Source organism: Bradyrhizobium xenonodulans (genome assembly GCF_027594865.1).
Lineage (GTDB): Bacteria > Pseudomonadota > Alphaproteobacteria > Rhizobiales > Xanthobacteraceae > Bradyrhizobium > Bradyrhizobium xenonodulans.
In genome coordinates, this window is the sequence record NZ_CP089391.1 from 3,827,472 (window position 1) to 3,854,310 (window position 26,839).

A 26,839-nucleotide genomic window follows, 5' to 3' on the forward strand; every position below is an offset into this window, starting at 1 on the left:
GGCCGAAGAGGAGCGGTGAGACCGGAGGTGCCGAGTCTGAAACGGCTCTGGCTCCGGGAGTGGCAAAGGCCGTGACCGCAACGTCGACCCCGGCAAGGACCGCGAAAAGAACAGCGAGGGCCGCGATGAGATGACGCGCGTGCATGACGGCTTTCCCGATGGAATTACGCGGCGTCGATTCACCAAAACGGTGTCTCGACGTAATTCGATCAGAACCTGCAGTCGTCTTCGCTGGCGTTATTCGACCGTCATCGGTGCGTTAATAACGTTCGCAATTCCGGCAACTCGTGTAGAATGTATACGCACTGAGTGCGACTGCTTAAATTGGAGGCAGAGTGGATAGAACGACATCTGTGTCGCGCCCTGAATTTAGCCTCTCGCTTCTCGGACGTTGCGTACTGACAGGGCCGGATGGCGCCGTCAGCTTGCCGAATAAGAAGCTCGCTGGATTGCTTGCGTTTCTGGCTTGCACGGCACCTGACCCGCAGCCACGCGAAAAACTGTCGGCCTTGCTGTGGGGATCTCACTTCGATGCGCAAGCGAAGCAGAACCTGCGGCAGGCGCTCTTCAAGCTGCGTCAAATCCTGGGCCCGGATGGTCTTAGGAGCGACGGCGAATTCGTATCGCTGAATGCCACGCTGATCGCATGCGATGTGAGCCAATTTGAACAGCTGGTCCGAGAGGGTAGCCGTAGCGCGTTGAGCGCGGCGGCGGATCTCTATCGTGGCCGTTTGGCCGATGACATCAGCATCGGCGAAGAAGGCTGGAGCGAATGGGTAGCCGGCGAACGAGAGCGCTTCTCGGAGCTGGCTCTTGGCTCCATGGTGAGGCTCGGCGAGCATGAGCTATCGGAGGGACACGCGGACCTGGCACTGCGGACCGGCCAGCGCGCCAGTGCGCTCAATGACCTGCGCGAAGATTCGCATCGCTTGATCATGCGCGCGTTGTCCGCAACCGGACGAAACGCCGAAGCGCTCAAATACTATCTGGATGTCGTTGCTCTGCTCAAGCGCGAGCTCAGCACTGAGCCGGATCTGGCAACCAAAACGTTGGCCTCGGAACTGCGCAGGACGCAGGATGTGGCGCCCGTTTCAGGGGAGGTCATGTCAGAGGCCTCCCCGTCTCTGGTGCTCATGATGCGCGGAGAGAAGCCGTCCTTGGTCGTGTTGCCATTCCGGAACATGAGCGGTGACCCCGAACAGGACTATTTCGCCGACGGCATCACTGAGGACATCATTACAGCCTTGTCGCGCTTCCGCGAGCTTGTGGTGATCGCGCGCGGGTCGAGCTTTGCCCTCAGGGACAAGGGGATGACAAGCGGGCAGATTGCGCAACATTTCGGTGTCCAGTACGTCCTGAGCGGGCATATACGCAAAGCCGGCAACCGCATTCGCGTGTCGGCCGAGCTGACCCATACCGGCAGTGAGGCTCAGGTCTGGTCCGATCGCTACGACCGTCCGCTCACGGACATCTTCGATCTGCAGGACGACGTCAGCAGCAGTGTCGCTGCGGTCGTTGACCCCGCCGTTCGTGGCGCCGAAATCGAACGCGCACGCCGCAAGCCACCAACCGATCTTTCGGCGTATGATCTTTATTTGCGGGCCCTTCACCACTTATGGGGCGGCACCCGTGATGACGTTACCAAGGCGATCGAGCTGCTTCGACGGTCTCTCGATCTTGACCAGGCGCGCACGCCGACGCTCGCCGCGCTGGCGTGGGGACTGGTCATGGCGGCACCGCTTGGGGCTCACACCCCGCCGGATGCCACAACCGAGGCGCTCGGTCTCGCACGCCGGGCCGTCGAGCAGGATGGCACGGACGCCTTTGCCCATGCGGTGTATGGTTTCACGCTGTTTGGGCCGGCCGGCGACAACGATCAGGGCCGCGTTCATGCCAGCGAGGCCGTGAGGCTCAATCCCAGTTCGGCATTCGCGTGGGGCGTGCTCGGAATGATCGACAGCATGGGAGGTGACTACGAGAATGCCGTCATATGCCTTCATCGTTCTCTCGTCCTCAGCCCCTACGACAGCATGCTGCATTTGTGGATGACGGGCTTGACCGCGTCCTACTTTGCGCTCGGGCGCCACGAGGAGGGCATTGCCTGGGCCCGCAAGTCGGTTCGGCACAATCCCGGCAATGGGACCGGCCATCGTATGCTGGCGGCCAATCTGGTCGCTGCCGGCCGCCTGGAAGAAGGCCGGGAGGTCACGCGGCGCCGCGATGCGGCACAAAAAACAACGATCCGCGATTTGCGCGCCATGCGCTTTTTCAAGCAGGAGGACGCTCTCGAACGCTACCTTTCGGCCCAGCAGGCAGCCGGGGTGGCCGATTGAGCCTCAAGCGCCGAGCGCAACGAGAAGCGTGCGAACGGTCATGAAGACCAGGATGATCGAGCCGACCGTCCACAACGTCGCGCGAATTTCGTGGATTTGCCCGGTGAGATAGGCCCAAAAATGGAGCAGGCGTGAGGCGACGTAGCCGTAGAGCAGACATTGCGCGAGCCGCAGCGACGGCTCTGTGAGAACATAGAGAAGGCCTGCAATCAGGAAGTAGGGCAGGCTCTCGAGATCGTTCATCTGGATCCGGCGGATCCGATCGACACGTTCATTGGGAAGAAGCTGCGCCGGATCCGGCGCAGGATTCATCGGGGTCTTCTGGATGTCCTCCGGCGAACGGTAGCCGCCCTTGGCTTGCACCATACGAACCACGGTCAGCCATGACATCGCTACCGCTTTCAAGATCATCAGGCTGGCCGCGACGACATATGTGCCGAAAAGGGGATCGTGAAGACTTATTGCGCCCAATTTGGCTCTCCCTCGGACCTCTGAATCGCGCGCCTCTCGATATGAGAGCTCAGATCCGAACGTGCGCCGCGGCTCCGCCACCTGGCCGCGCGCTTCCGCAACGTATTCCGATCCGTTTCGCAGATCACGCGGTTGCGACCGCCGCGTCAAGCCCACGAAAGCGCTGAGGACGGCGAGCGGCGGGCGCCCGGTTCGGAAGCGCGCCAATCCGGGGGATTAATTAGGCTCAATCCACCGCCTTGGTGAGGCCAACCCTCATATCCTTTGCCGTGAAGACACCGAGGCCGTCGGCGAGCACGCGGCCGTCGGCAATTCCGAGCACCAGCTTGCCGCGCCGGACCATGCGCATGGCGACCTCGTAGCGCACGCATCGCGTCTCCGGTGTGACGAAGCCCGTGGCATCGATCTCGCCGACGCCGATGGCGCGGCCCTTGCCCGGTGAGCCCGACCATCCCAGCCAATAGCCGACCATCTGCCACATCGCGTCCAAGCCCAGGCTTCCCGGCATCATCGCGTCGCCGCGATAGTGGCAATCGAAGAACCAGTGGCGCGGTGCGATATCCAGCTCGCCGACGATATGACCCTTGCCGAACGCGCCGCCATCTACGCTGATCTCGGTGATGCGATCCATCATCAGCATCGGCGGCGCCGGCAATTGCGCATTGCCCGGGCCGAAATAGCCGCCGTCGCTCGATCTCAGCAGCTCATCCCTGCTGTAGGACGGTTGCGGGGTATGGAAGTCGTGGGGGTTGTTGGGCACGACGACAAGTCCTTTGCGGGCTCGGGTGCAGGCGGCCAATGCCGTCGTGGCAGATGTTGTTCACCGTGGAATAATGTCAAGCGGCGGTGCCGTAGGGTGGGCAAAGCGGAGCGCGCCCACGGCTTTTGGTGGGCACGGCGCGATGCGCCTTTGCCCACCCTACGGCAGTTGATGGAAACCTACGCCACGCGGCTGTGGCTCTCGACCGCGAATTCCGGATCGACCTCGCAGATCACGCGGTTGCGGCCGTTGCGTTTGGCGGCGTAGAGACAGGCATCGGCGCGCTCGATCAGCGCCTCGGTGTCATCGCCTGGCTTGAGCATGGAGACGCCGACGGAGATGGTGACGCGGCCGAGGATTTCGCCAGTGGACTTCTTCTTCAGTTCCTTCGCCATTACGGCGCGGCGGATATGATCAGCCACCGTGAGGGCCTGACGTAGCGCCGTGTTGGGCAGCAGGACGGCGAACTCCTCGCCGCCATAACGCGCAGTGATGTCCTGGCCCTTGATGGTCTGCTTCATGGACAGGCCGACGAGCCGCAGCACCTGGTCGCCGGTGAGATGGCCGTAGGAATCGTTGAACGACTTGAAGTGGTCGATGTCGAACAGCAGCAGCGACAGCGGCTCGCCTGAAGCCAGCGCGCTCTGCACGGCCATGCCGATCATGCGATCGAAATATTTGCGGTTGCCGAGGCCCGTGAGCGGATCGGTCAGACTCTCGGCGCGGATCGCCTCCAGGCTCTGCTGGAGATTGCTGATCTCGTTCTTGGACAGCGTCAGGCGATCTTCCAGCGCCTTGTTGGTCTCGCGCATCTCGCTGGTCGAACGCAGCAGCGTCTCGACGATCGACTTGATCTGGTCGCGGCTCTTGGCCGACGACAGCTTCTCTGTCGCGCCCGACAGGCTGGCATCGTAGTAGCCGGTCATCCCGAGCGCTTCGCTGAGCACCGTCATCACGTCGTCGATCTCGCCGATGACGCGTGCGCCGACCTTGTCGATGCGGTCAGTGGTCTTGATGTGGGAGAGGTAGGTCTCGTAGATCTGCTCGAGATCGCCTTCGGTCAGCTTGCCGTGGCGCGCCAGCGTCTCGTTGATGATCTTGTTGAGCGGCGCGTTATAGCCGGTGGCGTAGACGTACCAGATCTCGTAATTGCGGGGAATTGCGGTCTGTCGAAGCGACCGGATCTGACCGAGCGCCACTTCGGCAAACGCCATCGTGCGTTCGTGTTCGTCGAGCACTTTGACCACGGAACATACCCCACAACGATCGACGCGCCGTCGACCGCAGCAATGCTTAAATTATGTTCGTAGGCTAACGGACGATCGTGAACGCCCCGTAAATATACGTTCACGAATGCATCCAAAAAATTGAGTGCCGGCTTTATCTCAACCGAGCCTGGAGCGCTTTGCGCTTCAGGCGCCCGCGGGGGAGCGAACCGGCCGCAGCAGGAAAGCCGGCAGATGCGAGTGATCGCCGGGCTCGCTGTCGGCCTCGCGTTGGCGGCGCGGTTCGGGGCGGCCGATCGACGGCACGTGCGAGGCGTTGGCCTGCTGGCGCGCGCCGTGGCGCGGTTCGGATGATGCCCTTGCTTCACGCGGAGCCCTTGCCTCGCGTGCGGGCCGCGCCTCGGGAGCGGGCCGTGTTTCGGCTGAAGGCCTCGTCTCAGAAGCGTGTCTTGCCTCGCCACGTGCCTCGCGCGGCTCGTGGCTGCGTTCACGATCGCGACCGCCGCGTTGCGGCTTGCCGCGTCCGCCGCGCGAACGTTCACGGCCGCGCTGCTCGCGCGGGCGCTCGGTCGCATCGCCGCCCTCAGTGTGGATTTCAAAGTCACCCTCGGCGCGCGGAATGCTCTGGCCGATTAGCTTCTCGATCGCCACCATCGACTTCTGGTCGAGCGGCGTCACGAGCGAGATCGCCATGCCGGACCGGCCTGCGCGGCCGGTGCGGCCGACGCGGTGGACGTAATCGTCGGGATGGTGGGGGACGTCGAAATTGAAGACGTGGCTGACCTCGGGAATGTCGAGGCCGCGGGCGGCAACGTCGGAGGCGACGAGGAGGGGCAGCTCACCCTTGCGGAATTGTTCGAGCGCCGCCGTGCGGGCCGACTGGTCCATATCGCCATGGAGGGCGCCAACGCTGAAGCCGTGCTTCTGGAGCGATTTGTGGACGACCGCGACCTCACGCTTGCGATTGCAGAAGATGATCGCGTTCTTGAGATCCTTGGCCTCGCGGAGCAGGCGACGGAGCAGCTCGCGCTTCTCATGCGCCTCGCGTCCGGCGGGTACCTGGGCCTGCGTCACGGTCACGGCGGTGGTGGCGGGCTTGGAGACCTCGACCTTCTGCGGATTGTGCAGGAAGGCCTCCGTGATGCGCCGGATCTCCGGAGGCATGGTCGCGGTGAAGAACAGGGTCTGCCGCGTGAAGGGGACGAGCTTGCAGACGCGCTCGATGTCGGGAATGAAGCCCATGTCCAGCATGCGGTCGGCTTCGTCGATGACGAGCAGCTCGACGCCGGTGAGCAGCAGGCCGCCGCGCTCGGTATGGTCGAGCAAGCGGCCGGGAGTGGCGATCAGCACGTCGACGCCGCGCGTCAGCTTGGCATCCTGGTCGCCGAACGAGACGCCGCCGATCAGGAGGGCGACGTTGAGCTTCTGGCCGGCGCCATAGCGGTCGAAGTTTTCCTTCACCTGCGCCGCGAGTTCGCGGGTCGGCTCCAGGATCAGCGTGCGCGGCATGCGCGCCCGCGCTCTGCCCTTTTCGAGGATGGTGAGCATCGGCAGCACGAAGGCCGCGGTCTTGCCGGTGCCGGTCTGGGCGATGCCGAGCACATCCTTGCGTGCGAGGACGTGGGGGATCGCCTGTTCCTGGATGGGGGTGGGGGTGGTGTAACCGGTGGCCGCCACTGCGGCGAGGACTTTTTCGGACAGTCCGAGATCTGTAAAGGACATTGAGCCTCTGGTCGAAACCGCCGTTCGGAATCGAGGGTAATTAAGGCTGTCGCGTTCCACCCCGAAACGGCGCGCTCTCAAAGAAGCTGGGGGTGCTGACTCACGCGAACAAAGCGCAAGGCTCAGGAATCGCTCTTCGATCTGAGCCGCGTCGCCCCGGAACATAGGGCGGAATCGGCCAAAGTCAATGGAGCGGGCGCGGGAAGACCCTAAAAAACCTGAGGTTTTTGTCCAAATCACGGGCGCGGCTAGGCTTTTCCGCCTCGCTCAATGATCGGGGCCACAGCGGTTGGGGAACGGCTAACGCCGTTCCGGCCCCTGGGCCCGGAAGTCACCGGGGGCCATGCCGTAGGCGGCGTTGAAGACACGGTAGTAGGTTGCCAGGCTCTCGAAGCCGCAAGAGGCCGCGATGTCGGCGATCAGCCGGTCCGGCGCCTCGCGCATCAGGCGGCGGCTCTGCTTCAGGCGTTCGTCCGTCACGGTCTGCGAGAAGCTCCTCTCGGCGGCCTCGAATAGCATGTGCAGGTGACGTACGGACACGCCGAGCAGGTCAGCCACCTTGGTCGGCGCCAGATCGGGGTCTTGCAGGTAGCGCGCGATCAGCCGCCGCGCCTGCGAGAGCCGGGCGGTCCGCAGCGCGGCCTGCCCGAGGCGGCTGCCGGGCCGGACGATGCCGCGCTCGATCAGTGCCAGATGGGCGAGGGCCTGGACCAAGGAGGTCTGGACCGGGGAGGTCGCACCGACAGTGCCGTGATCGTCAGCGGCGGCCTCACCGAGATCGGCAAAGCAGGCACCGAGCAGGGGCGCCAGAGTGGGATCGTTGAAGGTCTTGGGCGCGAGCTCGCCCATGCGCTTGTCCTGCGTCGCGAGGCCACGCACGGGGATTTTCAGGATCCGCAAATGGAAGCCGCCGGCGCCGAGCGGCGCAGTGCGATAGGGCTGGTCGGTATGGCTGGTGGCGAAGCTGCCATTGGCGATCGCGAAGTCGCTTCCGCGCATGCCGCCGAACCAGCCGCCGCTGCCGAGCTGCTGGTAGACGCAGATGCTGTCGCCGGGCGCGTAGCCGATGTCGGAGTTGCTGCGTTCGACCGCGTAGTGCGAGGCCTTCAGCTCGACGAGGCCGGCGCCACTCAGCTGGCGCAGCGAGAATTCGCCGTAGAAGTCGCCGCGCCGTTCGCGCTCGAGCTCGGCGGTGACGCCGAACAGGCCCTTGGCGCGCACCTCGCGCCAATAGTCGAAGCGGTCATGCGGCTCGACCTCGTCGGTACACCAATACATGGCAGCGCCTCGCTTCAACGGACTTGCCCAAGAAAGAGCAGATTCCGGCAGCATCTGCCATAGGCGAGATGATAGAACCGCTGGCCGTGCCCTTGAACCGTCGATATGGCTGGGCCGACTATCACATCAACGGCAAGGGTCCAATGAACGACCGTTCGAGGGAACCGGGAAGAGCCGTTCTGCAACGGGAATTTGCAATGACGCGTCGGCTTTTCAGAATTCTGGCGGCCCTTGGCCTCGCGGCGGGCCTGAGTGGCCTTGCGCTTCCCGCCTATGCCGAGAAGCGCGTCGCGCTCGTGGTCGGCAACAACGACTACCGGAACGTCCCGAAGCTGCTCAAGGCGGTCAACGATGCCCGCACCATGGGCGACACGCTGAAGCAGCTCGGCTTCTCGGTGATGGTCGCCGAGAACCAGAGCCGGCAGCAATTCTCCGAGACGCTGCTTGCCTTCGACAAGGCGATCGAGCCCGGCGACACCGCGTTCTTCTTCTACGCCGGCCATGGTTTCGAGATCGCGGGCCAGAACTATCTGCTGCCGACCGACGTGCCGGCGGCGACGGAAGGCCAGGAAGAGCTGGTGCGCGACGCCTCCATCCTCGCCGACCGCATCGTCGAACGCCTTCAGAACAAGAAGGCGCGCACTTCGATCCTGGTGTTCGACGCCTGCCGCAACAACCCGTTCGAGCGCAAGGGCACCCGTGCGGTCGCCGGCGGCGGCGGGCTTGCGCCGATGGTACAGCTGCCTGAAGGCGTGTTCTCGGTGTTCTCGGCGGGTCCCCGCCAGACCGCGCTCGATCGTCTCTCCAACGACGACGCCAATCCCAATTCGGTGTTCACGCGCACCTTCGCCAAGGAGCTGCTCCGGCCCGGCGAGAACCTCGTGCAGGTGGCACAGCGCACCCGCCGCGCCGTCAGCGAGATGGCCGATACCGTGAAGCACAGGCAGGTGCCGGTCTATTTCGACCAGATGGTCGATGACGTCTTCCTCAGCGGCATGGCCAAGGATGCGGTCGAGCGCCCGGCCGATCCGCCGCCGCAGAAGCTCGCGGCGCTGCCACCGGTGTCGGTGCCACGCGTGCCGAAGGAGGAAACCACCAACGCGCCGATCGCCAGCTTCTCCCGCCACAATGGCGGCTGGAGCGTGGTGTTCTCCTTCGCCGATCCGACGCTCGGGATTTCCTGGCGCATGGCCGGCAATGGCGATTTCCGCGAGACCGGTTTCATCGACACGCTCGATCCGCGCACGCGCAAGCGGATGCCGAACCCCTCGATCGAACTGCCGGCGGACGCGCAGGCGGGCACCATCGAGGTCCGCTATGTCGATCCATCCGGCGACATGCAGGGCCCGTTCCCGATCCGGTTCGACCCCGAGGCCGCGCTGATCCGCGACCAGCGCAAGATCCTCGACATGACCGCGACGAGCTGGCTGTCGTTCCGCGAATTCAACGGACTGCTCGTCTACTACACCCACCTCGTCTCCTACCGCTGCGCCATCCGCGAGGTCCGCATCGGCATCGACACCGCCGTTCCGAACCAGGTGCTGAAGATGCCGGGCTGCGATATGCGCGATCCCAGCGCGATCAGCGCCGGCATGCCGCTCTACATGAAGCTCCCGCCGACCACGCAGTCCGTCTCGGTGGAGCTGACCTATCGCGACGGCAGCGTGTCGGAGATCAAGAGTTTTCGCGCCGCGAACCGCGGCAGCAATTGATCGCGTCGGAGCTTCTCGTCGCCGCTTCCATGGATACAGCCACGCCACATCAACCCGCACCGCGCTCCATGAAAGTCCGCTGTTGCATCGTCGGCGGCGGGCCGGCCGGCATGATGCTCGGCTATCTCCTGGGGCGTGCTGGCGTCGATGTCATGGTGCTGGAGAAGCATGCGGATTTCTTCCGCGACTTTCGCGGCGACACGGTGCACCCCTCGACGCTCCAGGCGATGGATGAGCTCGGGCTCATCGACGCCTTCCTGAAGCTGCCGCATCAGCGCTTGCAAACGATGGACGGCTTGTTCGGCGGCACGCCTGTGCGGATCGCCGATCTCAGAAGACTCCATACGAAATACCCGTTCATTGCCTTCATGCCGCAATGGGATTTCCTCAATTTCCTGCGCGAGGCCGGCAAGCGTTTCGCCTCGCTCAAGGTGATGATGAGCACGGAAGCCGTCGATCTGATCCGCCGCGGCGAGACCATCGCCGGCGTGCGTGCGAAGACGCCGGACGGCGTCGTCGACATCGAGGCCGACCTCACCATCGCCTGCGACGGCCGGCATTCGACCGTGCGCGAGCGCGCGGGGCTTGGCGTCGAGGAGATCGGCGCGCCGATGGACGTGCTGTGGTTCCGCGCCGGCCGCAAACCCGACGAGACGGAGAACGTGTTCGCGCGCGTCGAGCCCGGCAAGATGATGATCACCTTCGATCGCGGCGACTATTGGCAATGCGCCTATGTCATCGCCAAGGGACAATATGAGGCGGTGAAGGCGAGGGGGTTGCAGGCGCTGCTCGACGATATCGTGCGCATGGCGCCGATCCTTCGATCCGGCATCGCTGAAGTGAAGAGCTTCGATGATATCAAGCTGCTCACCGTCGCGATCAACCGTCTGCCTCGCTGGACGCAGCCGGGTCTGCTTCTCATTGGCGATGCCGCGCATGCAATGTCGCCGGTCGGCGGCGTCGGCGTCAATCTGGCCGTACAGGATGCGGTCGCGACGGCCAATCTGCTCGCGGACAAGCTTGCGCGCGGCTGCCCATCCGAGGACGAGCTCGATGCCGTGCGTCGCCGGCGCGAGTTCCCGGTGAAGATGACGCAGCGCATGCAAATGATCGTGCAGAACAACATCATCAGCGGCGCCTTGCAGGGCGGCGATCAGCCGCTGAAGGTGCCGCTGGTCGTGCGCCTCATCACAGCACTGCCGTGGCTCCAGGGCATTCCGGCGCACCTGCTTGCGCTCGGCGTGCGGCCCGAGCACGTGCAGTCGAAGGCCGCGCGAGCATCATAGCGCAACGATCCGGTAGGGATAATGCCGCGTTAAATGCTGCGCGGTGCGTTGCGTGCGTGCAACAGCGCAGACCGATTGATGGCGCGCCGCCGGCCAATCCGGCGTCTTAACTTTCTTGATTCAAATTTGAGTAAGAACTGCGTGTGAGCGTGCACCCATCAAAGGACACGGGGTGTACCATGCGTAACAAATTGATTGCCGCCTTCGCCTGCACGACCGCTCTGGTTTCGACCGGTGCTGCCTCCGCCGCCGATCTCGGCGCGCGCTACACGAAGGCGCCCGCCTATGCCGAGCCGCTGTTCAACTGGACCGGTTTCTATGTCGGCGGCCATATCGGTGGTGCATGGACCAACGAGCAGTTCATCAACAGCGGGAACACGACGGCGTTCGGTGATCTCAGTCCGGGTCAGGGCTATCGTCAGCGTGGCGCCGGCATCATGGGCGGCGCTCAGATCGGCTACAACTGGCAGGCCAACAATTACGTGTTCGGCATGGAAGGTACGATTTCCGGCCTCGACAACAAGGGCTCGTTCACGAACACCGCGTTCGGCGCCGGTGACGATGTGTTCTCCTGGCGCGCCAATGTGCTCGCTACCGTCGTCGGTCGCGCCGGCTTCGCCGTGCAGAACAATTTGTTCTACATCAAGGGCGGCTATGCCGGCGTGAACAACCGTCTCAGCGTCAGCGACACCGTTGCTCCGGCGACGGGCTCGGGCGGTCAGACCCACTGGGCCAACGGCTGGACCGTCGGCGCCGGCTGGGAATATGGCATTACCCGCAACTGGATCGTCGGCCTCGAATACAACTACGCCGCCTTCGGCAGCCAGACCTATCAGCTCGGCGGCACCTCGGGCAGCTACACCTTCGATGCCAAGCCGCGCGACATCCAGTGGGCCGTCGTCCGCGCCAGCTACAAGTTCGACGCGCCGGTCATCGCCCGCTACTGAGTGCGTCAGCCAACGACCAAGCAAGCGACAAAAGACGATTACTGCAAAAACTGGAAAGCCCCGGCATCGTCCGGGGCTTCTTTTTTGGACGCAATTGTCTCGCGTGCAGGATGCGCTTACGCCATCACCGAGAACCCGCCGTCGACGGGGATCGCCGTGCCCGTGACGAAGTTCGAGGCGGGCGAGGCGAGGAACACGGCGATGCCGGCGAAGTCGTCGATGTCGCCCCAGCGTCCCGCCGGCGTGCGCGCCAGCACGCGCTCGTGCAGACCCGAGACCTGCTGCCGCGCACCGCGGGTGAGGTCGGTGTCGATCCAGCCCGGCAGGATGGCGTTGACCTGGATGTTGTCGGGCGCCCAGGCGTTGGCGCAGGCGCGCGTGTACTGCACGATGCCGCCCTTGCTCGCCGCATAGGCGGTGGCGAAGCTGGCGCCGAAGATCGACATCATCGAGCCGATGTTGATCACCTTGCCGTTGCCCGACGCCTTCAGCGCCGGATAGGCGAGCTTCGAGCACACGAAGGCGCTGGTGAGGTTGGTGTCGATCACCTTGTTCCACTCATCGAGCTCGAGCTCGTGCGGCGGCTTGCGGATGCTCATGCCGGCATTGTTGATGAGGATGTCGATGCGGCCGAGATCCTTGACCACGCGGTCGATCATGGCTGCGACCGCCGCCTTGTCCGTGACGTCGGTGGTGACGGCAATCGCCTTGACGCCGCGCTGCCGGAGATCGGCAACGGCTGCGGCCGACTTGGTTTCGTTGCGGCCGACCACGGCGATGTCGGCGCCGGCGTCGGCGAGCCCGTGGGCGAGGCCAAGCCCGATGCCGCCATTGCCCCCTGTGACGATCGCGACCTTGCCGCGGAGATCGAACCGGTTGGATGTCATGCTTCTATTTCCTGGTTTCTTCTATTGGTTGCTCTGCCAGATCAGTACCAGCCCGAAGCCGGCCATGGCTGCGCCATAGCCGGCCCATTGCAGCTGGTTGACCATGAAGCTCGACCGCGGCCAGGCGACGGTGCCCGTGCCCTGTCCGATCCAGAGCAGCCCGACGGCGAGGGCAAACAGGCCTGCTACAAGCAGAAATCTGCGCATGCATTCCTCCCCATCGGTCTGCTTCTGTCGCAGCCCCCGAAATCAACGAAACGCCGCGGGCCACGAAAACTTGCCCGCAGACTAGCCGTAGCTTCGGTTCGGATACAATGGCCGCGGATGCAAGGCCGCCTGGAGGACGCATGTCCCTGCGCAAAGCGATTCTGGGAACCGCGGCTGCGGCCGTGCTGGTCGCGGCCTATGCCGTCGTTCCACGTCGTGCGGATCTACGGGCGTTTGATCCAGCCGAGATGGCGCGGATCGAGACCGCGATGTGGCACGACTATTACGACAAGCGCTACGCGGCGCTGTTCTACCATCTCTATGCATCGACGCGCATTCAGTTCGGCTTTTCCCCGCTTCAAAGCTTGCAGATCGCGCTCAGCGCGGCCGACGCCGGCAGGACGTTCCAGCCGACGCGCTCGCGCCGGGAGGCCGACGCGGCCTTGCCGGCCCTCGTGGCCTACTACCGGGCCTTCGCGCCGGCCGCGCCCGTGGCCTTCGACGTGGGCGAGGCTGCCCGCCTCGAGCTCGACTGGTGGCAGGCGCGCCGCGAGGCGGTGGCCCCGCACGATTATGGCGTCACCATCGTCCGCGTGACGGCGTTGACCTATGGCAGGAGCGCGGATGATCCCGGCATCCGGCAGTTCGGCCTCGGGCGGGCGGAGGCGATGGCGTTGCGCGACGCGCGGGGCGAGGCCATCACCGATGCCGATTGGGCGAAGATCGAGAACGAGCTTGGACAGGCGTACCGATCGTTGAAGGCAAGCGTCGGCCGCTGACGGCCCACAACGAAAAAGCCCCGGCGATGCCGGGGCTTTGACGTCTGAAGTTGAATTCAGATCAGATCAGTACTTCGCGACGACCGGACCGGTCCAGTTGAAGCGGTAGACCAGCGAGGTCGAGATCGTCTGGTTCCAGCTGTTGGCGCGGATGCTGTTGCCAACCGGGAGGTTGCTGCCGTCGAGCAGTTCATCCTGAGTCTTGGCGTTGTAGAAGGCCGAACGATACTCGGTCTTCATGAACCAGCCGGGCGACTGGATGCCGAAGATGTTCAGGCTGTTCTCGACGCCGCCGCCGACGAACCAGCCGTTGCGGTTGTAACCGTTGAGGTGGGCGCCGACCGGAACGCCTGCGAGGTCGGTGAAGTTGGTGCGACCGAAGTGGGCGCCCGAGTAACCGCCGTTGACGTAGGAGAGAACGTTCGGAGCGACCAGCCAGCCGAGGCGAACGCCCGCGGCCCACGAGGTCTCCAGCTTCTGGGAGCCCGTGATCTGAAGGAGCGGATCCTGGATGGTGGCGCGGATGCTGCCGAACTGACCGTCAGCGAACACGCCGGCGACCCAGGTGCTGTTGAACTGCCAGTCGTAGCCGAGACCGACCGTGCCGAACCAGCCCGAGCCGCCCTGGCGCTGGGTGATCGTCAGCGGGGTGCCCGTTGCGGTATCGACGACACTCTGGTCGGCATTCGAGAGGCCGCCACCGCCACCGCCGAAGATGTAAAAGCCGGTCCAGTTGGCGACAGGAGCCGCCATCGGAGCCTTCACGTAGGGACGGGCGCCAAGGTCGGCCGCCGAGGCCGAACCGGTCATCGCGGCAACCGCGGTCAATGCGAGCACAATCTTCTTCATTTTAAAATCCCCAACCTTTGGTCTGTCTGGCAGGCGCGAGCGCACTGAAGTCCGAGTGATCTGATGCCCGGACTATAGACGCTTTCCACCGAAATGCTGTTGCCGGACAGGCACAGTCGCCGGGAAACACCGCCCTTCCGGGATTTGGGTCGCGATTGCTGAAATCGATAATAAATAAGCGGTATCAATGGCTTGGCCTGATTATCAAAAACCGAGATCGAGTAAGCTTTCGTTAGCAATCGGGCTTTGTCCGAAATGGAGGCAATTCTGCCTCGGCCTTGGCGCCCTGTGAGTCGCTGACCGAGTCGCCGATCGGCTGCGGCCTGCCGCAAACAAAAAGCCCCGGCCTTGGGCCGGGGCTTTGGACGAAAGGTCGCTGCCTCAGACGTCCAGCAGTTCCTCACTGGCAAATTCCGCCTTGTCCGTAATGAAGGCGAAGCGCGCCTCGGCCTTGGTACCCATCAGCCGCTCGACCGAATCCGCCGTGGTGTCACGGTCGTCGGCGAGCAGCACCACCTTGAGCAGCGTCCGCTTGCTCGGATCCATGGTGGTTTCCTTGAGCTGCGCCGGCATCATCTCGCCGAGGCCTTTGAAGCGGTTCACCTCGACCTTGGCGTTGGCGTTGAACGTGCTCTTGATCAGCTCTTCCTTGTGCTTGTCGTCGCGCGCATAGACCGATTTGGTGCCGTGGGTCAGCTTGTAGAGCGGCGGCACGGCGAGGAAGAGGTGGCCTTCGTCGATCAGCCGCGGCATCTGCCGGTAGAAGAACGTGATCAGCAGCGAAGCGATATGGGCGCCGTCGACATCGGCGTCGGTCATGATGATGATGCGCTGATAGCGCAGATCCTCTTCGCGATAATGCGCAAGCTGGCCGCAGCCGATCGCCTGCACGAGATCGGAGAGCTGGGCGTTCGCCGTCAGCTTGTCCTTGCCGGCGGAGGCGACGTTGAGAATCTTGCCGCGCAACGGCAGCACGGCCTGGGTCTTGCGGTCGCGCGCCTGCTTGGCGCTGCCGCCTGCCGAGTCACCCTCGACGATGAAGAGCTCGGAGCCTTCGGTGCCGGCATCGGTGCAGTCGGCAAGCTTGCCCGGAAGGCGCAGCTTCTTGCCGGCGGTCTTGCGCGCCGTTTCCTTTTCCTGGCGGCGGCGCAGCCGCTCCTCGGCGCGGTCGATCACGAAGTCGAGCAGCCGGTTGGCCATGTTTGGATTGCCCGACAGCCAATGGTCGAACGGATCCTTCATCGCCTGCTCGACGATGCGCTGCGCTTCCGCGGTGGCGAGACGATCCTTGGTCTGGCCCTGGAATTCAGGCTCGCGCACGAACACCGAGAGCATCACGGCGGCACCCACCATCACGTCTTCCGACGTGATGGACGCGGCGCGCTTGCCCTGGCCGACGCGCTCGGCGTGATCCTTCAGGCCGCGCAGCAGCGCACTGCGCAGGCCGGATTCGTGCGTGCCGCCGTCGGGCGTCGGAACGGTGTTGGTGTAGGAGGACAGGAAGCCGTCGGCATCCGCGGTCCAGGCGACCGCCCATTCGCAGGCGCCATGCGCGCCGTTGCGGCCCGACTTGCCGGAGAAGATATCCGGATGCACCAGGGTGTCGGCGTGGATCGCGGCGGCAAGGTAATCCTTGAGGCCGCCGGGGAAGTGGAAGGTCGCCTCCGCCGGCACGTCCTCGACGCCCTTGAGCAGTTCGGGCGCACAATTCCAGCGGATCTCGACACCGCCGAACAGATACGCCTTCGAGCGCGTCATCTTGAACAGGCGCTGCGGCTTGAACGCGGCCTTAGGTCCGAAGATGTCGGTGTCGGGCTTGAAGCGCACGCGCGTGCCGCGGCGGTTGTTGACCTTGCCGAGATCCTCGAGCTTGCCCTTCGGATGGCCGCGCTCGAACGTCATGCGGTAGAGCTTCTGGCTGCGCGCGACCTCGACCTCGAGCAGCGAGGAGAGGGCGTTCACGACGGAGATGCCGACGCCGTGCAGGCCGCCCGAGGTCTCGTAAACCTTGGAGTCGAACTTGCCGCCCGAATGCAGCGTGCACATGATGACTTCGAGCGCCGACTTCTTCGGGAACTTCGGATGCGGATCGATCGGGATGCCGCGGCCGTTGTCGATGACCGTCAGGAAGCCGTCCGCGCTCAGATCGACGCCGATGAAGGTCGCGTGTCCCGCCAGCGCCTCGTCCATCGAGTTGTCGATGACCTCCGCGAAGAGATGATGCAGCGCCTTCTCGTCGGTGCCGCCGATATACATGCCGGGCCGGCGCCGTACAGGTTCCAGGCCTTCGAGCACCTCGATGTCAGCCGCGGTGTAGTCGGCTTCTCCGCCGCTTCCACGCGAAGCCGCCTTGGCGGCCGTGCGAGGCTTTTGCTCGTCAGCGGGGAACAGGTCTGCTTTGGTTTTCAACTGCTTGGACATATATCTTGATGTGCTTTGAGGGCCGCGGACGCGGCGAATCGGTTAGGCAGACTATGCCACGGCTGACCTGTTGAGGTCACCGCGTGCCGGCCAGGCGGGTGTGGGTGGGAGCCAATCCCGGCGATTTTACGCCGCAGGCCCACCAATTCCCGGCAATGTGACGTCTGGGCCCGGTTTGGGCCGGGCTTTGTGACTTGATGTCACACAACCCCTTGGCTTACCAGTCTTTTTATCTGACAGGACCGTGACGGGGCGGGGAAGGCAATCTGGAATGGAGCAGTACGCGCACGCACTGGCCGACTTCGTGCGCGCTCACCAGGTCTGGGCAGCCCCGATCGTGTTCCTGCTCGCGTTCGGGGAGTCGCTGGCTTTCATCTCGCTGCTGATCCCGGCCTGGGGCGCGCTGGTTGCGATCGGCGCTCTGATCGGCGTCAGCGGCATCAGCTTCTACCCGGTCTGGATCGCCGGCGGCATCGGGGCTGCGCTCGGCGACTGGGTCTCCTACTGGTTCGGCTATCGCTACAAGGAGCAGGTCGCGCAGATGTGGCCGCTCTCGCGCTATCCGGAACTGCTGCCCAAGGGCGAGGCCTTCGTGCGGAGCTGGGGCGTGCCCAGCATCTTCATCGGCCGCTTCTTCGGCCCCTTGCGCGCGTCGGTGCCGCTCGCAGCCGGCATCTTCGAGATGCCCTATTGGAGCTTTCAGACCGCCAATTTCGTTTCGGCGCTGGTCTGGTCGGCGGCGCTGCTGCTGTTCGGCGACGTGATCGCCAAGGTCATGGAATGGATCTGGCGGGTCATTTGACGCCGGAAGCTTGACGGGAACCACGCTTGGCCTTATAGCCGCGCGCCATGATCAACGCCGCGACCATTCTGTTCGCCCGTCGCCGCCGCCGCAGTCTTGCGGTTTGGGCGGTCGATCGCGTTTGAGATCATCGTCTTTGCCGCTGGATCCGATCCGCGGCATTCTCTCTCCTGTCAGCGCGATCTGATCCGGCGGCCCCCAAGGAGGCCCAGCAGGAGACCACGATGTACACGCCACCCTTTTTCAAGCAGGACCGCACCGCGAGCCTGAAATTTGCCGAGGAACGCGGTTTCGGCACCATGTGCGCGTTCGACGGTCAGAAGCCGGTCGCTTCGCCGCTGCCGTTCTATTTGACCTATGCCGCCGACGGCACGCCGCAGGCCGCCTTTCATGTCGCCCGTCACAATCCGCTGCTAAAGCTTGCGGGAGGCGATGCGTCCTGGCTGCTCGCGGTCAACGGCCCCGATGCCTATGTATCGCCCGACTGGTACGTCTCGCCGGATCAGGTGCCGACCTGGCTGTACCAATCGGTGCATCTGAGCGGGCCGGTGCGGCTGCTGTCAGACGATGAGCTGGCGGTGCAGATCGACACGCTCAGCGACAAGTTCGAGAGCTGGTTGCTGCCCAAGAAGCCCTGGACATCAGGCAAGATGACGGCGGGCCGGCTCGAGGCCATGAAGAAGGGGATCGTGGGTCTGGTCATGACGGTTGAGGAGATCGAAGGCAGCTTCAAGCTCAACCAGCACAAGTCCGACGCCGACTATACGGCAATCGCCAATGCGCTCGGCGCGCAAGCCCACGCCGACGCCAGAGAGATCGCGCAACTGATGCAGGACGTGAGGCCGGAAGCCTTCGCGGCCGAAACCAACAAGCTCGAAAGGAGCGTGCCATGAGCCTTTCTGAAACCAGTCTCACGGAAACCGCGAAAGCCCCGACCTCCGGCGCGGCCAAAAAGCCCGCCACCGTCTTCGTCGACGGCGGCTCCGGCACCACCGGCCTCGGCATCAACGAGCGGCTCAAGCTCCAGAGCGACGTCGTCGTGAAGACGATTGCGGACGATAAGCGCAAGGACCCCGCGGCCAAGAAGGCGCTGATGGAGGAGGTCGATCTCGTCATCCTCTGCCTGCCCGACGAGGCCGCGAAGGAAACCGTCGCGCTGGTCGATAGCATGGGCCCATCGGGGCCGAAGGTGCTGGACGCTTCGACCGCCTACCGGGTTGCGCCCGACTGGGCCTATGGTTTTGCCGAGATGACGCCGGAGCAGGCCGGCAAGATCAGGGCCGCCAGAAAAGTCTCCAACCCCGGCTGCTATCCGACCGGCGGCATCGCGCTGCTGCGGCCGATCGTCGATGCTGGTCTTTTGCCTTCTGACTATCCTGTCACCGTGAATGCGGTGAGCGGCTATTCCGGCGGCGGCAAGTCGATGATCGCGAGTTTTGAGGACGGTAGTGCGCCGTCCTTCGAGCTCTACGGCCTCGGCTTCGAGCACAAGCATCTGCCGGAGCTGCAGCTCTACTCGAACCTGACGCGGCGGCCGATCTTCATCCCCTCGGTCGCCAACTATCGGCAGGGCATGCTGGTCTCGGTGCCGCTCCAGCTCGACACGCTGCCGGGCAAGCCCACTGGAGCCGACCTGCAGGCTGCGCTCGCAAAACGCTACGCTGGCTCGAAATATGTGTCGGTGATGCCGCTTCAGAACGAGACGACCAAGGGCGGCAAGCTCGAGCCGGAAGCGCTCAACGAGACCAACATGCTCGAACTCTACGTCTTCGCCAGTGACAAATATCACCAGGCGGTGCTGGTCGCGCGGCTCGATAATCTCGGCAAGGGCGCGTCCGGTGCGGCCGTGCAGAACATGCGGCTGATGCTGGGATTGCCGGAGGAGTAGGGCAGGTTCGTGCCCCGGACGCAGCGCAGCACTTCCCTGGCGATGCGAAGCATCGTCCAGAGTGATGCGCTGCAGAGCCGGGCCCCGTCATTTCAACGCAAGATGATATCGGCAGGAAACGCTCGAACGGGGCGGCCGGCGCAGACATTGCTGCGGGCCACCATTGCGTCGTGGTGCAGCTTGTCGATCTCGCTGAGCGAGCGGCTGGAGATCTCGCACATTTCCTGATGGTCCTGCGCGTAGGCGCGTAGGGTGCTCCAGGCGAACGATGCGCGGATGTAGGCGTCACAGCGGTCCGGCATCAATCCGCGGTTCATCGGCCTTGTGGCCTCCACGGCCTCGCTGCGCAGACGGGTCAATTCGGGGCACTGAGCTTGTGCCGCGCCGCCAAATCCGGCAAGCGCGATCATTGCGACGGCTGGCAAAAGGGTCCGCATCGGGAAATCCCTTCGCATCGGATGTCTCGGCCCGCGCGACGATATCGCGGATCGCAGGGGCGTGCAGCTGTTTTCCCGATGCCTCAAAACACCTTGAAGATCGCCAGCGCCAGCACGGCCTGCGCGAGGAAGCCGACGGTGAAGGCGAGGGTACGGAACACCGGGATGCCCAGCGCATAGACGATCAGATGCGCGACGCGCGACCAGAAATAGACGGCGCAGGCGAGCACGGTCCATTGGGTGGAATAGTCGATCGCGTTCAGGATCAGCACCAGCGGCGCGAACAGCACGAGGTTCTCGACCGCGTTGTCATGGGCGAACATCAGGCGGTTGGCCCATTCGGCCTGCGGCTTGTCGCCGCGCGAGGGATTGGCCATGGCGCCGCTGAGGCCGCGAACCTGACAGCGGTTGATGGTGTAGGGAATCCAGAGGATGCCGGTCAGGATCACCGTCAGTGTCAGCCAGAACAATTCACGCGTCATAACCCGGTCCCCTTCGATATCGATGTCGTGAGCTTATACGAGCGCGCGCCTCATTGCGCTATGCGCGAACCCTGACATAGCTGCCGGGCGCGTCCTCGATCGGGGGCAGGGCATCGGTGCCGACCACGCGCGCCGGGACTTCCTCGGGATCGAGGCTGCCCAGCCATTCGCGCCAGTCCGGCCACCACGAGCCCTTGTGCTCAACCGCGCCCTTCAACCATTCGGCGACGGTGACGTCCTTGACGTTGTCGTTGGTCCAGTACTGGTACTTGTTCGAGGCGGGCGGGTTGACGACGCCGGCGATGTGGCCCGAGCCCGACAGCACGTATTTCACGGGGCCGCCGAAGAATTGCGAGCCGTAGAGCACAGACTCGGCCGGCGCGATGTGGTCCTCGCGGGTGGCGAGGTTGTAGACGGGGAGCTTGACCTTGGAGAGATCGAGCAGCGTGTTGTCGAGCACCATCGTGCCGGTGGAGAGCCGGTTCTCCAGATAGCAGTTGCGCAGATAGTAGGAATGGTTCGACGCGGTCATGCGCGTCGCATCCGAATTCCAGTGCAACAGGTCGAATGCGCTCGGCTGCTGGCCCTTCAGATAGTTGCTGACGACGTAGGACCAGATCAGATCGTTGGAGCGCAGCATGTTGAAGGCCATCGCCATCTTCGAGCCTTCGAGCACGCCCGCCGCCTTCATGTCCTGCTCGAGGGCTGCGATCTGCTCCTCGTCGACGAACACGAGGAGGTCGCCGGCATGGGTGAAGTCGACCTGGGCCGCGAAGAACGTCGCCGACGCCACGCGCTGGCGGCGCTTCTCGGCGAGCCAGGCCAGCGTGGTCGCGAGCATCGTGCCGCCGACGCAATAGCCGGCCGTGTGCACCTTCATCTCGCCGGTGACCTTCTCGATCACGTCCATCGCCTTGAGCGGGCCTTCCTTCATGTAGTCTTCCCAGCTCTTGTTGCCGAGCCGCTTGTCCGGATTGACCCATGAGATCACGAACACGGTGATGCCCTGGTCGACGCACCACTTGATGTAGGATTTCTCCGGCTTGAGATCGAGGATGTAGAACTTGTTGATCCAGGGTGGCACGATCAGGAGCGGCGTGCGCAGCACGTTCTCCGTGGTCGGCGAATACTGGATCAGCTGCATCATCTCGTTCTGGTAGATCACCTTGCCCGGCGTCGTCGCCATGTTGACGCCGACGACGAGATTGTCCGGATTGGACTGGCGGATCTTCAACATGCCCTTGCCGGCCGCGATGTCCTCGGCCAGCATCTTGAGGCCGCGCGCCAGATTCCCGCCGCTGCTCGCCATCGTCTCGCGCAGCACTTCCGGATTGGTCAGCACGAAATTCGAGGGCGACAGGGCGTTGGTGACCTGCTGGATGTAGAACTCCGCCTTGCGGCGGGTGCGTGGATCGAGCCCGTCGGCATCGCGCACCAGCTCCTGCGCCCATTTGGTCGTGAGCAAATAGAGCTGCATCACGAAATCGAAGAACTGGTTCGATTTCCATTCCGGATCGGCAAAGCGCTTGTCGCGCGGCGAGGGCGCGATCGCGGGCGGGGCGTCCTGGCCGGCCATACGGCGGGCCGCCGAGCCCCAGAGGTCGAGATAGTCCTTGGCGAGCTTGGTCTGGAGATCGGATGAGCGCGAGCTGTCCGACAGCCAGTATTCGGCGACCGACGTGAAGGTCTTGACCACTTCCGTGAGCTCGGCCGGCGGGCGGTCCTGCACCTCGCCGCTCTCGCGTGGCTTCAGATACGCGGCGAGCGCCTTGCCGCCGCTCTCCATCGCCCGCGCGACATTCATCGCGAAGGCTTCCGCATCGAACTTCGTCTCGGATTTGGGTGCGTCGGTCGTGGTGGTGCTCATGAGCAGAACAGTAACGATTCATTCCGTATTCGTCACCGCGAAGCTCGCATGTTAGGCGTTAAACACGCTCCAAGATGTGCTGCACTGCGACAAGACTTCTTGCTTTGGTCACAATCAGGGTGCAACTCTTGGACCATTGGGGCCTTGGATGTTTTCTCGCTCGTACCGTTGTGGGCAGCAATGGTTTGAGCTTGGGCAGGTTGTTGGGATAAGCTCCCGTCAACCTGGCGTTGGGACGAGTAGGGGATTTCCCAGGTGTTGGCGTTGAGGGACCTGCAAAAGTCGCTGCCGATCTATGGCGCGCTGGTGATAGCGGCGCTTGCCTTGGGCGGCTGCTCGAGTCAGCTGGCGGATTACACACCCACCGACGCGCAGGCCCACCCCAGGGAGCCCGGCAGCTACCTGCCGGTCCACGACCTGCCGCCGGATCGCGATCAGGCGGTCATCCCGCCGGACCAGCGCGCCAAGATCGAAGCCGAGCTTGCGGCCGCGCGCGACCGCCAGGCGGTCGCCGCCAAGGACGCGAAATGAAGCGGTGCAAGGTAATCGCTGGCGCCCCCGTCACTCCGTGCTAAAAAGACCTTAAGTTCAGCCGAGAGTCAGGGCGAAGGTGTTCAGCCCTTGTCGCCGAAATGCGCTCCAAGTATTTGATTTTGAGCGATTTTCGCGCAAGGAGCGGCCGCCTTTGAGGCGGGCGTCATCGCCTGTCGATTCTGTCCTGACCGGTTGCCCGGAGCCCAGAGAGCCATGGAAGAATTTTACCGCATCCGCCGCCTTCCGCCTTACGTGTTCGAGCAGGTCAACCGGGCCAAGGCGGCCGCGCGGAATGCCGGCGCCGACATCATCGACCTCGGCATGGGCAATCCGGACCTGCCGGCGCCGGCGCATGTGCTGGAGAAGCTGAAGGAGACGCTCGGCAAGCCGCGCACCGATCGCTACTCGGCCTCCCGCGGCATCAACGGTTTGCGCAAGGCGCAGGCCGGCTACTACGCCCGCCGCTTTGGCGTGAAGCTCAACCCCGACACCCAGGTGGTGGCGACGCTCGGTTCGAAGGAGGGCTTTGCCAACGTGGCGCAGGCGATCACCGCGCCGGGCGACGTCGTCCTCTGTCCGAACCCGAGCTATCCGATCCATGCCTTCGGCTTCCTGATGGCGGGCGGGGTGATCCGCTCGGTGCCCTCGGAGCCGACGCCGCAATTCTTCGAGGCGGTGGAGCGGGCGATCGTGCATTCGATCCCGAAGCCGCTGGCGCTCGTCGTCTGCTATCCCTCGAATCCGACCGCCTATGTCGCGAGCCTCGACTTCTACAAGGACCTCGTCGCCTTTGCGAAGAAGCACGAGATCCTGATCCTGTCCGATCTCGCCTATGCCGAGGTCTATTTCGATGAGAACAACCCGCCGCCTTCGGTGCTCCAGGTGCCCGGCGCGATCGACGTCACCGTCGAGTTCACCTCGATGTCGAAGACCTATTCGATGGCCGGCTGGCGCATGGGCTTTGCGGTCGGCAATGACCGTGTCATCGCGGCGCTCGCCCGCGTCAAATCCTATCTCGACTACGGCGCCTTCACGCCGGTGCAGGTCGCCGCGACCGCCGCGCTGAACGGCCCCGATGATTGCATCAAGGAGATGCGCGAGACCTATCGCAAGCGGCGCGACGCGCTGGTGGAATCGTTCGGCCGCGCCGGCTGGGAGATCCCGCCGCCGGAAGCCTCGATGTTCGCCTGGGTGCCGCTGCCGGAGGCCTTCCGCAGCGTCGGCAGCATGCAGTTCGCGACCCTGATGGTGGAGAAATCCGGCGTCGCGGTCTCGCCCGGCGTCGGCTTCGGCGAGCATGGTGAAGGATATGTCCGCATCGCCATGGTGGAAAACGAGCAACGGATCAGGCAGGCCGCCCGCGGCGTGCGCCGCTTCCTTGAAAGCGGCATCGAAACGTTGCACAACGTCGTTCCGCTCGCCAATCGGCGCTAATTCTCTTCTGCAGGTTCTCTAAAGCATCATGGTTGCACCCCTGAAAGTGGGCATAGCGGGGCTCGGCACCGTGGGCGCCGAAGTTGTCCGTTTGATCGAAACGCAAGCGCGCGTGCTCGCGGGCCGCAGCGGCCGCGGCATTCGTGTCGTCGCCGTCACGGCACGTTCGAAAGCGAAGAAGCGCGGTGTCGATCTGCGCGGCGTCGAATGGGCCAAGGATCCGATGGCGCTCGCCACGCATCCCGGCATCGACTGCTTCGTCGAGCTGATGGGCGGCGCGGGCGATCCGGCGCTCTCCGCGGTCGAGGCGGCGCTGGGCTGCGGCAAGTCGGTCGTCACCGCCAACAAGGCATTGCTCGCCAAGCACGGCCTCAAGCTCGCCAAGGCCGCCGAAAAGCACGGCGGCGCGCTGAATTTCGAGGCAGCGGTCGGAGCGGCGATCCCTGTCATCAAAACGTTACGCGAGGGTCTTGCCGGAACCGGCATCGATCGCGTCTACGGCATCCTCAACGGCACCTGCAATTACATCCTGACCCGGATGGAGCAGGAGGGGCTGTCCTTCGCCGAATGCCTCAAGGATGCGCAGCGGCTGGGATATGCCGAAGCCAATCCGTCCTTCGACGTGGACGGCCACGACACCGCGCAGAAGCTCGCGATCCTCGCCAGCCTCGCTTTCGGCACGAAAGTTGCTCAAAGCGCTGTGTATGTCGAAGGTATCTCATCCATTGCACCGGAAGATCTCCGTGCGGCCGACGATCTCGGTTACCGGCTCAAGCTGCTCGGCGTTGCGGTTCGCACCGCCAAGGGCATCGAGCAGCGCGTGCATCCGACCATGGTTCCAAAATCCTCATCGATCGCGCAGGTGATGGGTGTCACCAATGCGGTCACGATCGATGGCGAGGGCATTCCGCCGATCACGCTGGTCGGCCCCGGTGCCGGTGGTGCGGCGACCGCATCCGCCGTGGTCGCCGATATCGCCGACGTCGCGCGCGGCATCCGCGCCAATCCGTTCGGCCGGCCGATTGCGCAGCTCCGCGACACCAAGAAGGCGCCGATGGAGCGCCACGAGGGCGGCTACTACATTCGCCTCCTGGCGCGCGATTTCCCGGGCACTGCGGCTGCGATCGCGACCCGGCTCGCAGAACAGAAGATCTCGATCGAATCGATCGTGCAGCGTCATCCCAATGGCGGCGCTGCCCCCAGTGACGGCAAGGCGGTCCCCGTGCCCGTCATCCTGATCACCTACGCCACGCATGAGGACGCGGTGCGCCGCGCACTCGCCGCCGTGCAGAAGGACAAGGTGATCAGCGGGCGGCCGCAGGTGATCCGGATCGAGAAGAACTGAGCGTGAAGCACGGGATGCGGTTTGAACGAACCGCTGATGTTGCGAGTTGATGCGGACAGAGACCTCTGTCCAAAACCGTTTCGAAGGAGTTAGCCGATGTCGACCCATATTTCAGTCCCGCCGCAAGCACTGCTCGAGCGCATTCTCACGCTGGAGATCGTGCGCGTGACGGAGCGGGCGGCGGTGTCTTCGGCGCGGCTGCGCGGGCACGGCCAGGAGAAGGCGGCCGACCAGGCTGCCGTCGACGCCATGCGGCGCGAGCTTAACAAGCTGCCGATCCAGGGCACCATCGTGATCGGCGAGGGCGAGCGCGACGAGGCGCCGATGCTTTTCATCGGCGAGAAGGTCGGCGTGAACGCCGGTCCGGAAGTCGATATCGCGGTTGATCCGCTCGAGGGCACCACGCTGTGCGCCAAGAACATGCCGGGCTCGATCGCCACGATGGCGATGGCCGACGGCGGCACGCTGCTGCATGCGCCCGACGTTTACATGCAGAAGCTCGCGATCGGTCCCGGCTACGACAAGGGCGTCGTCGATCTCGATGCGAGCCCTGCCGACAACGTCCGCCGCCTCGCCAAGGCCAAGGGCGTCAAGCCCGAAGGCATCACCGTTCTCGTGCTCGACCGTCCGCGCCATGCCAGCATCATCGAGAGCGTGCGCTCGACCGGGGCTGCCGTGCGCCTGATCACCGATGGCGACGTCGCCGGCGTGATCCATTGCGCCGACCCCGACAACACCGGCGTCGACATGTATCTCGGCACCGGCGGTGCGCCGGAAGGCGTGCTCGCGGCCGTGGCGCTGCGTTGCATCGGCGGCCAGATGCAGTGCCGCCTGATCCTCGATTCCGACGAGAAGCGCGAGCGCGCCGCCAAGATGGGCGTCAACGATCCCAAGATGATCTACGGCATCGAGGACATGGCGCGCGGCGACTGCCTGTTCGCCGCCACCGGCGTCACCACGGGCTCACTGCTCTCCGGCGTCAAGTTCCGCAAGGACGGCGTGATCGAGACCGAGACGGTGGTGATGCGCTCGGTGACCGGCACCGTGCGCTACATCAAGGCCGAGCACCGCGAGCTCGCGAAGTTCCATCTGGACTGACGCGCTCCCTCATTCCGGGGCGACGGGACACCGCAATGCGCGCCCCGGAATGACAAAAAGAACAATACAAAAAG

Annotated in this window: 24 protein-coding genes; 12 read left to right on the forward strand and 12 right to left on the reverse strand. The window is 64.3% G+C overall.

All coding sequences use genetic code 11. The annotated features are described in order from the left end of the window. Window positions 1-335: 335 nt before the first annotated feature. Window positions 336-2,333, forward strand: coding sequence for a BTAD domain-containing putative transcriptional regulator (locus I3J27_RS17870; protein WP_441467098.1), 1,998 nt, complete (start codon window positions 336-338; stop codon window positions 2,331-2,333). A gap of 3 nt (window positions 2,334-2,336) precedes the next feature. On the opposite strand, the gene I3J27_RS17875 is transcribed toward I3J27_RS17870, so the two are convergent. From I3J27_RS17875 to I3J27_RS17895, 5 genes are all read right to left on the reverse strand, one after another. Beyond that, complete coding sequence (locus I3J27_RS17875; protein ID WP_270171876.1) at window positions 2,337-2,723, reverse strand: MAPEG family protein; 387 nt, start codon at window positions 2,721-2,723, stop codon at window positions 2,337-2,339. 307 nt (window positions 2,724-3,030) lie between these two features. Then, window positions 3,031-3,564: a bifunctional 3-hydroxydecanoyl-ACP dehydratase/trans-2-decenoyl-ACP isomerase gene (gene fabA / locus I3J27_RS17880; RefSeq protein WP_270171883.1), complete on the reverse strand. Its 534-nt coding sequence runs from the start codon at window positions 3,562-3,564 to the stop codon at window positions 3,031-3,033. A gap of 179 nt (window positions 3,565-3,743) precedes the next feature. After that, entirely contained in the window at window positions 3,744-4,811 is a 1,068-nt protein-coding gene (locus I3J27_RS17885) for a GGDEF domain-containing protein (protein ID WP_270171885.1), read from the reverse strand. Between the two features lie 165 nt (window positions 4,812-4,976). Continuing rightward, window positions 4,977-6,512: a DEAD/DEAH box helicase gene (locus tag I3J27_RS17890; RefSeq protein WP_270171888.1), complete on the reverse strand. Its 1,536-nt coding sequence runs from the start codon at window positions 6,510-6,512 to the stop codon at window positions 4,977-4,979. A gap of 300 nt (window positions 6,513-6,812) precedes the next feature. Continuing rightward, a complete protein-coding gene (locus I3J27_RS17895; RefSeq protein WP_270171890.1) occupies window positions 6,813-7,790 on the reverse strand; it encodes a helix-turn-helix transcriptional regulator in 978 nt (325 codons plus the stop codon). A 197-nt stretch (window positions 7,791-7,987) separates the two neighbouring features. Here I3J27_RS17895 and I3J27_RS17900 point away from each other — a divergent pair, with 197 nt between their 5' ends. From I3J27_RS17900 to I3J27_RS17910, 3 genes are all read left to right on the forward strand, one after another. Further along, a complete protein-coding gene (locus tag I3J27_RS17900; RefSeq protein WP_270171892.1) occupies window positions 7,988-9,502 on the forward strand; it encodes a caspase family protein in 1,515 nt (504 codons plus the stop codon). A 68-nt stretch (window positions 9,503-9,570) separates the two neighbouring features. Further along, complete coding sequence (locus I3J27_RS17905; RefSeq protein WP_270171894.1) at window positions 9,571-10,788, forward strand: FAD-dependent oxidoreductase; 1,218 nt, start codon at window positions 9,571-9,573, stop codon at window positions 10,786-10,788. Between the two features lie 179 nt (window positions 10,789-10,967). Next, on the forward strand, window positions 10,968-11,735 hold the full coding sequence (locus tag I3J27_RS17910; RefSeq protein ID WP_270171895.1) for an outer membrane protein: 768 nt from the start codon (window positions 10,968-10,970) through the stop codon (window positions 11,733-11,735). A gap of 116 nt (window positions 11,736-11,851) precedes the next feature. On the opposite strand, the gene I3J27_RS17915 is transcribed toward I3J27_RS17910, so the two are convergent. After that, window positions 11,852-12,622 (reverse strand): SDR family NAD(P)-dependent oxidoreductase, encoded by a 771-nt coding sequence (locus I3J27_RS17915; RefSeq protein WP_270171897.1) that lies wholly within the window; start codon window positions 12,620-12,622, stop codon window positions 11,852-11,854. Between the two features lie 21 nt (window positions 12,623-12,643). Then, window positions 12,644-12,829 carry a hypothetical protein gene (locus I3J27_RS17920; RefSeq protein ID WP_007591540.1) on the reverse strand — a complete coding sequence of 62 codons (186 nt, stop codon included), beginning with the start codon at window positions 12,827-12,829 and terminating at the stop codon, window positions 12,644-12,646. Between the two features lie 140 nt (window positions 12,830-12,969). Between I3J27_RS17920 and I3J27_RS17925 the strand changes: the two genes are divergently transcribed. Then, a complete protein-coding gene (locus tag I3J27_RS17925) occupies window positions 12,970-13,608 on the forward strand; it encodes a hypothetical protein (RefSeq protein WP_270171905.1) in 639 nt (212 codons plus the stop codon). 66 nt (window positions 13,609-13,674) lie between these two features. Here the strand turns inward: I3J27_RS17925 and I3J27_RS17930 are convergent, their stop codons facing one another. Then, complete coding sequence (locus I3J27_RS17930; protein ID WP_270171907.1) at window positions 13,675-14,457, reverse strand: outer membrane protein; 783 nt, start codon at window positions 14,455-14,457, stop codon at window positions 13,675-13,677. 381 nt (window positions 14,458-14,838) lie between these two features. Then, window positions 14,839-16,878 carry a DNA topoisomerase IV subunit B gene (gene parE / locus I3J27_RS17935; RefSeq protein WP_270171908.1) on the reverse strand — a complete coding sequence of 680 codons (2,040 nt, stop codon included), beginning with the start codon at window positions 16,876-16,878 and terminating at the stop codon, window positions 14,839-14,841. 271 nt (window positions 16,879-17,149) lie between these two features. Here parE and I3J27_RS17940 point away from each other — a divergent pair, with 271 nt between their 5' ends. The 3 genes from I3J27_RS17940 to argC all read left to right on the forward strand — a co-directional run bounded on the left by I3J27_RS17940 (window position 17,150) and on the right by argC (window position 19,568). Next, entirely contained in the window at window positions 17,150-17,680 is a 531-nt protein-coding gene (locus I3J27_RS17940) for a DedA family protein (protein ID WP_270171910.1), read from the forward strand. A gap of 224 nt (window positions 17,681-17,904) precedes the next feature. After that, complete coding sequence (locus I3J27_RS17945) at window positions 17,905-18,573, forward strand: FMN-binding negative transcriptional regulator (protein WP_270171912.1); 669 nt, start codon at window positions 17,905-17,907, stop codon at window positions 18,571-18,573. Next, the gene (gene argC / locus I3J27_RS17950; RefSeq protein ID WP_270171914.1) at window positions 18,570-19,568 is read left to right on the forward strand and encodes an N-acetyl-gamma-glutamyl-phosphate reductase; all 999 of its coding nucleotides are present in this window, start codon (window positions 18,570-18,572) and stop codon (window positions 19,566-19,568) included. Before I3J27_RS17945 ends, argC begins: the two co-directional genes overlap by 4 nt. Window positions 19,569-19,660: 92 nt before the next feature. Here argC and I3J27_RS17955 read toward each other — a convergent pair whose 3' ends face one another. From I3J27_RS17955 to I3J27_RS17965, 3 genes are all read right to left on the reverse strand, one after another. Continuing rightward, the gene (locus I3J27_RS17955) at window positions 19,661-19,978 is read right to left on the reverse strand and encodes a hypothetical protein (RefSeq protein ID WP_270171916.1); all 318 of its coding nucleotides are present in this window, start codon (window positions 19,976-19,978) and stop codon (window positions 19,661-19,663) included. Between the two features lie 110 nt (window positions 19,979-20,088). Beyond that, window positions 20,089-20,487 carry an MAPEG family protein gene (locus I3J27_RS17960; RefSeq protein ID WP_270171918.1) on the reverse strand — a complete coding sequence of 133 codons (399 nt, stop codon included), beginning with the start codon at window positions 20,485-20,487 and terminating at the stop codon, window positions 20,089-20,091. Between the two features lie 58 nt (window positions 20,488-20,545). Then, window positions 20,546-22,354, reverse strand: coding sequence for a PHA/PHB synthase family protein (locus I3J27_RS17965; RefSeq protein ID WP_270171920.1), 1,809 nt, complete (start codon window positions 22,352-22,354; stop codon window positions 20,546-20,548). Window positions 22,355-22,609: 255 nt separating this feature from the next. Here I3J27_RS17965 and I3J27_RS17970 point away from each other — a divergent pair, with 255 nt between their 5' ends. The 4 genes from I3J27_RS17970 to glpX all read left to right on the forward strand — a co-directional run bounded on the left by I3J27_RS17970 (window position 22,610) and on the right by glpX (window position 26,765). Next, the gene (locus I3J27_RS17970; RefSeq protein ID WP_270171922.1) at window positions 22,610-22,885 is read left to right on the forward strand and encodes a hypothetical protein; all 276 of its coding nucleotides are present in this window, start codon (window positions 22,610-22,612) and stop codon (window positions 22,883-22,885) included. Between the two features lie 216 nt (window positions 22,886-23,101). Next, the gene (locus I3J27_RS17975; RefSeq protein WP_270171924.1) at window positions 23,102-24,322 is read left to right on the forward strand and encodes an LL-diaminopimelate aminotransferase; all 1,221 of its coding nucleotides are present in this window, start codon (window positions 23,102-23,104) and stop codon (window positions 24,320-24,322) included. A gap of 28 nt (window positions 24,323-24,350) precedes the next feature. After that, window positions 24,351-25,667: a homoserine dehydrogenase gene (locus I3J27_RS17980; protein WP_270171926.1), complete on the forward strand. Its 1,317-nt coding sequence runs from the start codon at window positions 24,351-24,353 to the stop codon at window positions 25,665-25,667. A 96-nt stretch (window positions 25,668-25,763) separates the two neighbouring features. Further along, entirely contained in the window at window positions 25,764-26,765 is a 1,002-nt protein-coding gene (gene glpX / locus I3J27_RS17985) for a class II fructose-bisphosphatase (protein WP_270171929.1), read from the forward strand. The last annotated feature ends 74 nt before the right edge of the window (window positions 26,766-26,839 follow it).

Coding starts and splice junctions, on each gene's coding strand:
- I3J27_RS17875 (WP_270171876.1), bottom strand. CDS start 2,723: ATGTCATGGCTGACCGTGGTTCGTATGGTGCAAGCCAAGGGCGGCTAC.
- I3J27_RS17890 (WP_270171888.1), bottom strand. CDS start 6,512: ATGTCCTTTACAGATCTCGGACTGTCCGAAAAAGTCCTCGCCGCAGTG.
- I3J27_RS17895 (WP_270171890.1), bottom strand. CDS start 7,790: ATGTATTGGTGTACCGACGAGGTCGAGCCGCATGACCGCTTCGACTAT.
- I3J27_RS17900 (WP_270171892.1), top strand. CDS start 7,988: ATGACGCGTCGGCTTTTCAGAATTCTGGCGGCCCTTGGCCTCGCGGCG.
- I3J27_RS17905 (WP_270171894.1), top strand. CDS start 9,571: ATGAAAGTCCGCTGTTGCATCGTCGGCGGCGGGCCGGCCGGCATGATG.
- I3J27_RS17910 (WP_270171895.1), top strand. CDS start 10,968: ATGCGTAACAAATTGATTGCCGCCTTCGCCTGCACGACCGCTCTGGTT.
- I3J27_RS17915 (WP_270171897.1), bottom strand. CDS start 12,622: ATGACATCCAACCGGTTCGATCTCCGCGGCAAGGTCGCGATCGTCACA.
- I3J27_RS17920 (WP_007591540.1), bottom strand. CDS start 12,829: ATGCGCAGATTTCTGCTTGTAGCAGGCCTGTTTGCCCTCGCCGTCGGG.
- I3J27_RS17925 (WP_270171905.1), top strand. CDS start 12,970: ATGTCCCTGCGCAAAGCGATTCTGGGAACCGCGGCTGCGGCCGTGCTG.
- I3J27_RS17930 (WP_270171907.1), bottom strand. CDS start 14,457: ATGAAGAAGATTGTGCTCGCATTGACCGCGGTTGCCGCGATGACCGGT.
- parE (WP_270171908.1), bottom strand. CDS start 16,878: ATGTCCAAGCAGTTGAAAACCAAAGCAGACCTGTTCCCCGCTGACGAG.
- I3J27_RS17940 (WP_270171910.1), top strand. CDS start 17,150: ATGGAGCAGTACGCGCACGCACTGGCCGACTTCGTGCGCGCTCACCAG.
- I3J27_RS17945 (WP_270171912.1), top strand. CDS start 17,905: ATGTACACGCCACCCTTTTTCAAGCAGGACCGCACCGCGAGCCTGAAA.
- argC (WP_270171914.1), top strand. CDS start 18,570: ATGAGCCTTTCTGAAACCAGTCTCACGGAAACCGCGAAAGCCCCGACC.
- I3J27_RS17955 (WP_270171916.1), bottom strand. CDS start 19,978: ATGATCGCGCTTGCCGGATTTGGCGGCGCGGCACAAGCTCAGTGCCCC.
- I3J27_RS17960 (WP_270171918.1), bottom strand. CDS start 20,487: ATGACGCGTGAATTGTTCTGGCTGACACTGACGGTGATCCTGACCGGC.
- I3J27_RS17965 (WP_270171920.1), bottom strand. CDS start 22,354: ATGAGCACCACCACGACCGACGCACCCAAATCCGAGACGAAGTTCGAT.
- I3J27_RS17975 (WP_270171924.1), top strand. CDS start 23,102: ATGGAAGAATTTTACCGCATCCGCCGCCTTCCGCCTTACGTGTTCGAG.
- I3J27_RS17980 (WP_270171926.1), top strand. CDS start 24,351: ATGGTTGCACCCCTGAAAGTGGGCATAGCGGGGCTCGGCACCGTGGGC.
- glpX (WP_270171929.1), top strand. CDS start 25,764: ATGTCGACCCATATTTCAGTCCCGCCGCAAGCACTGCTCGAGCGCATT.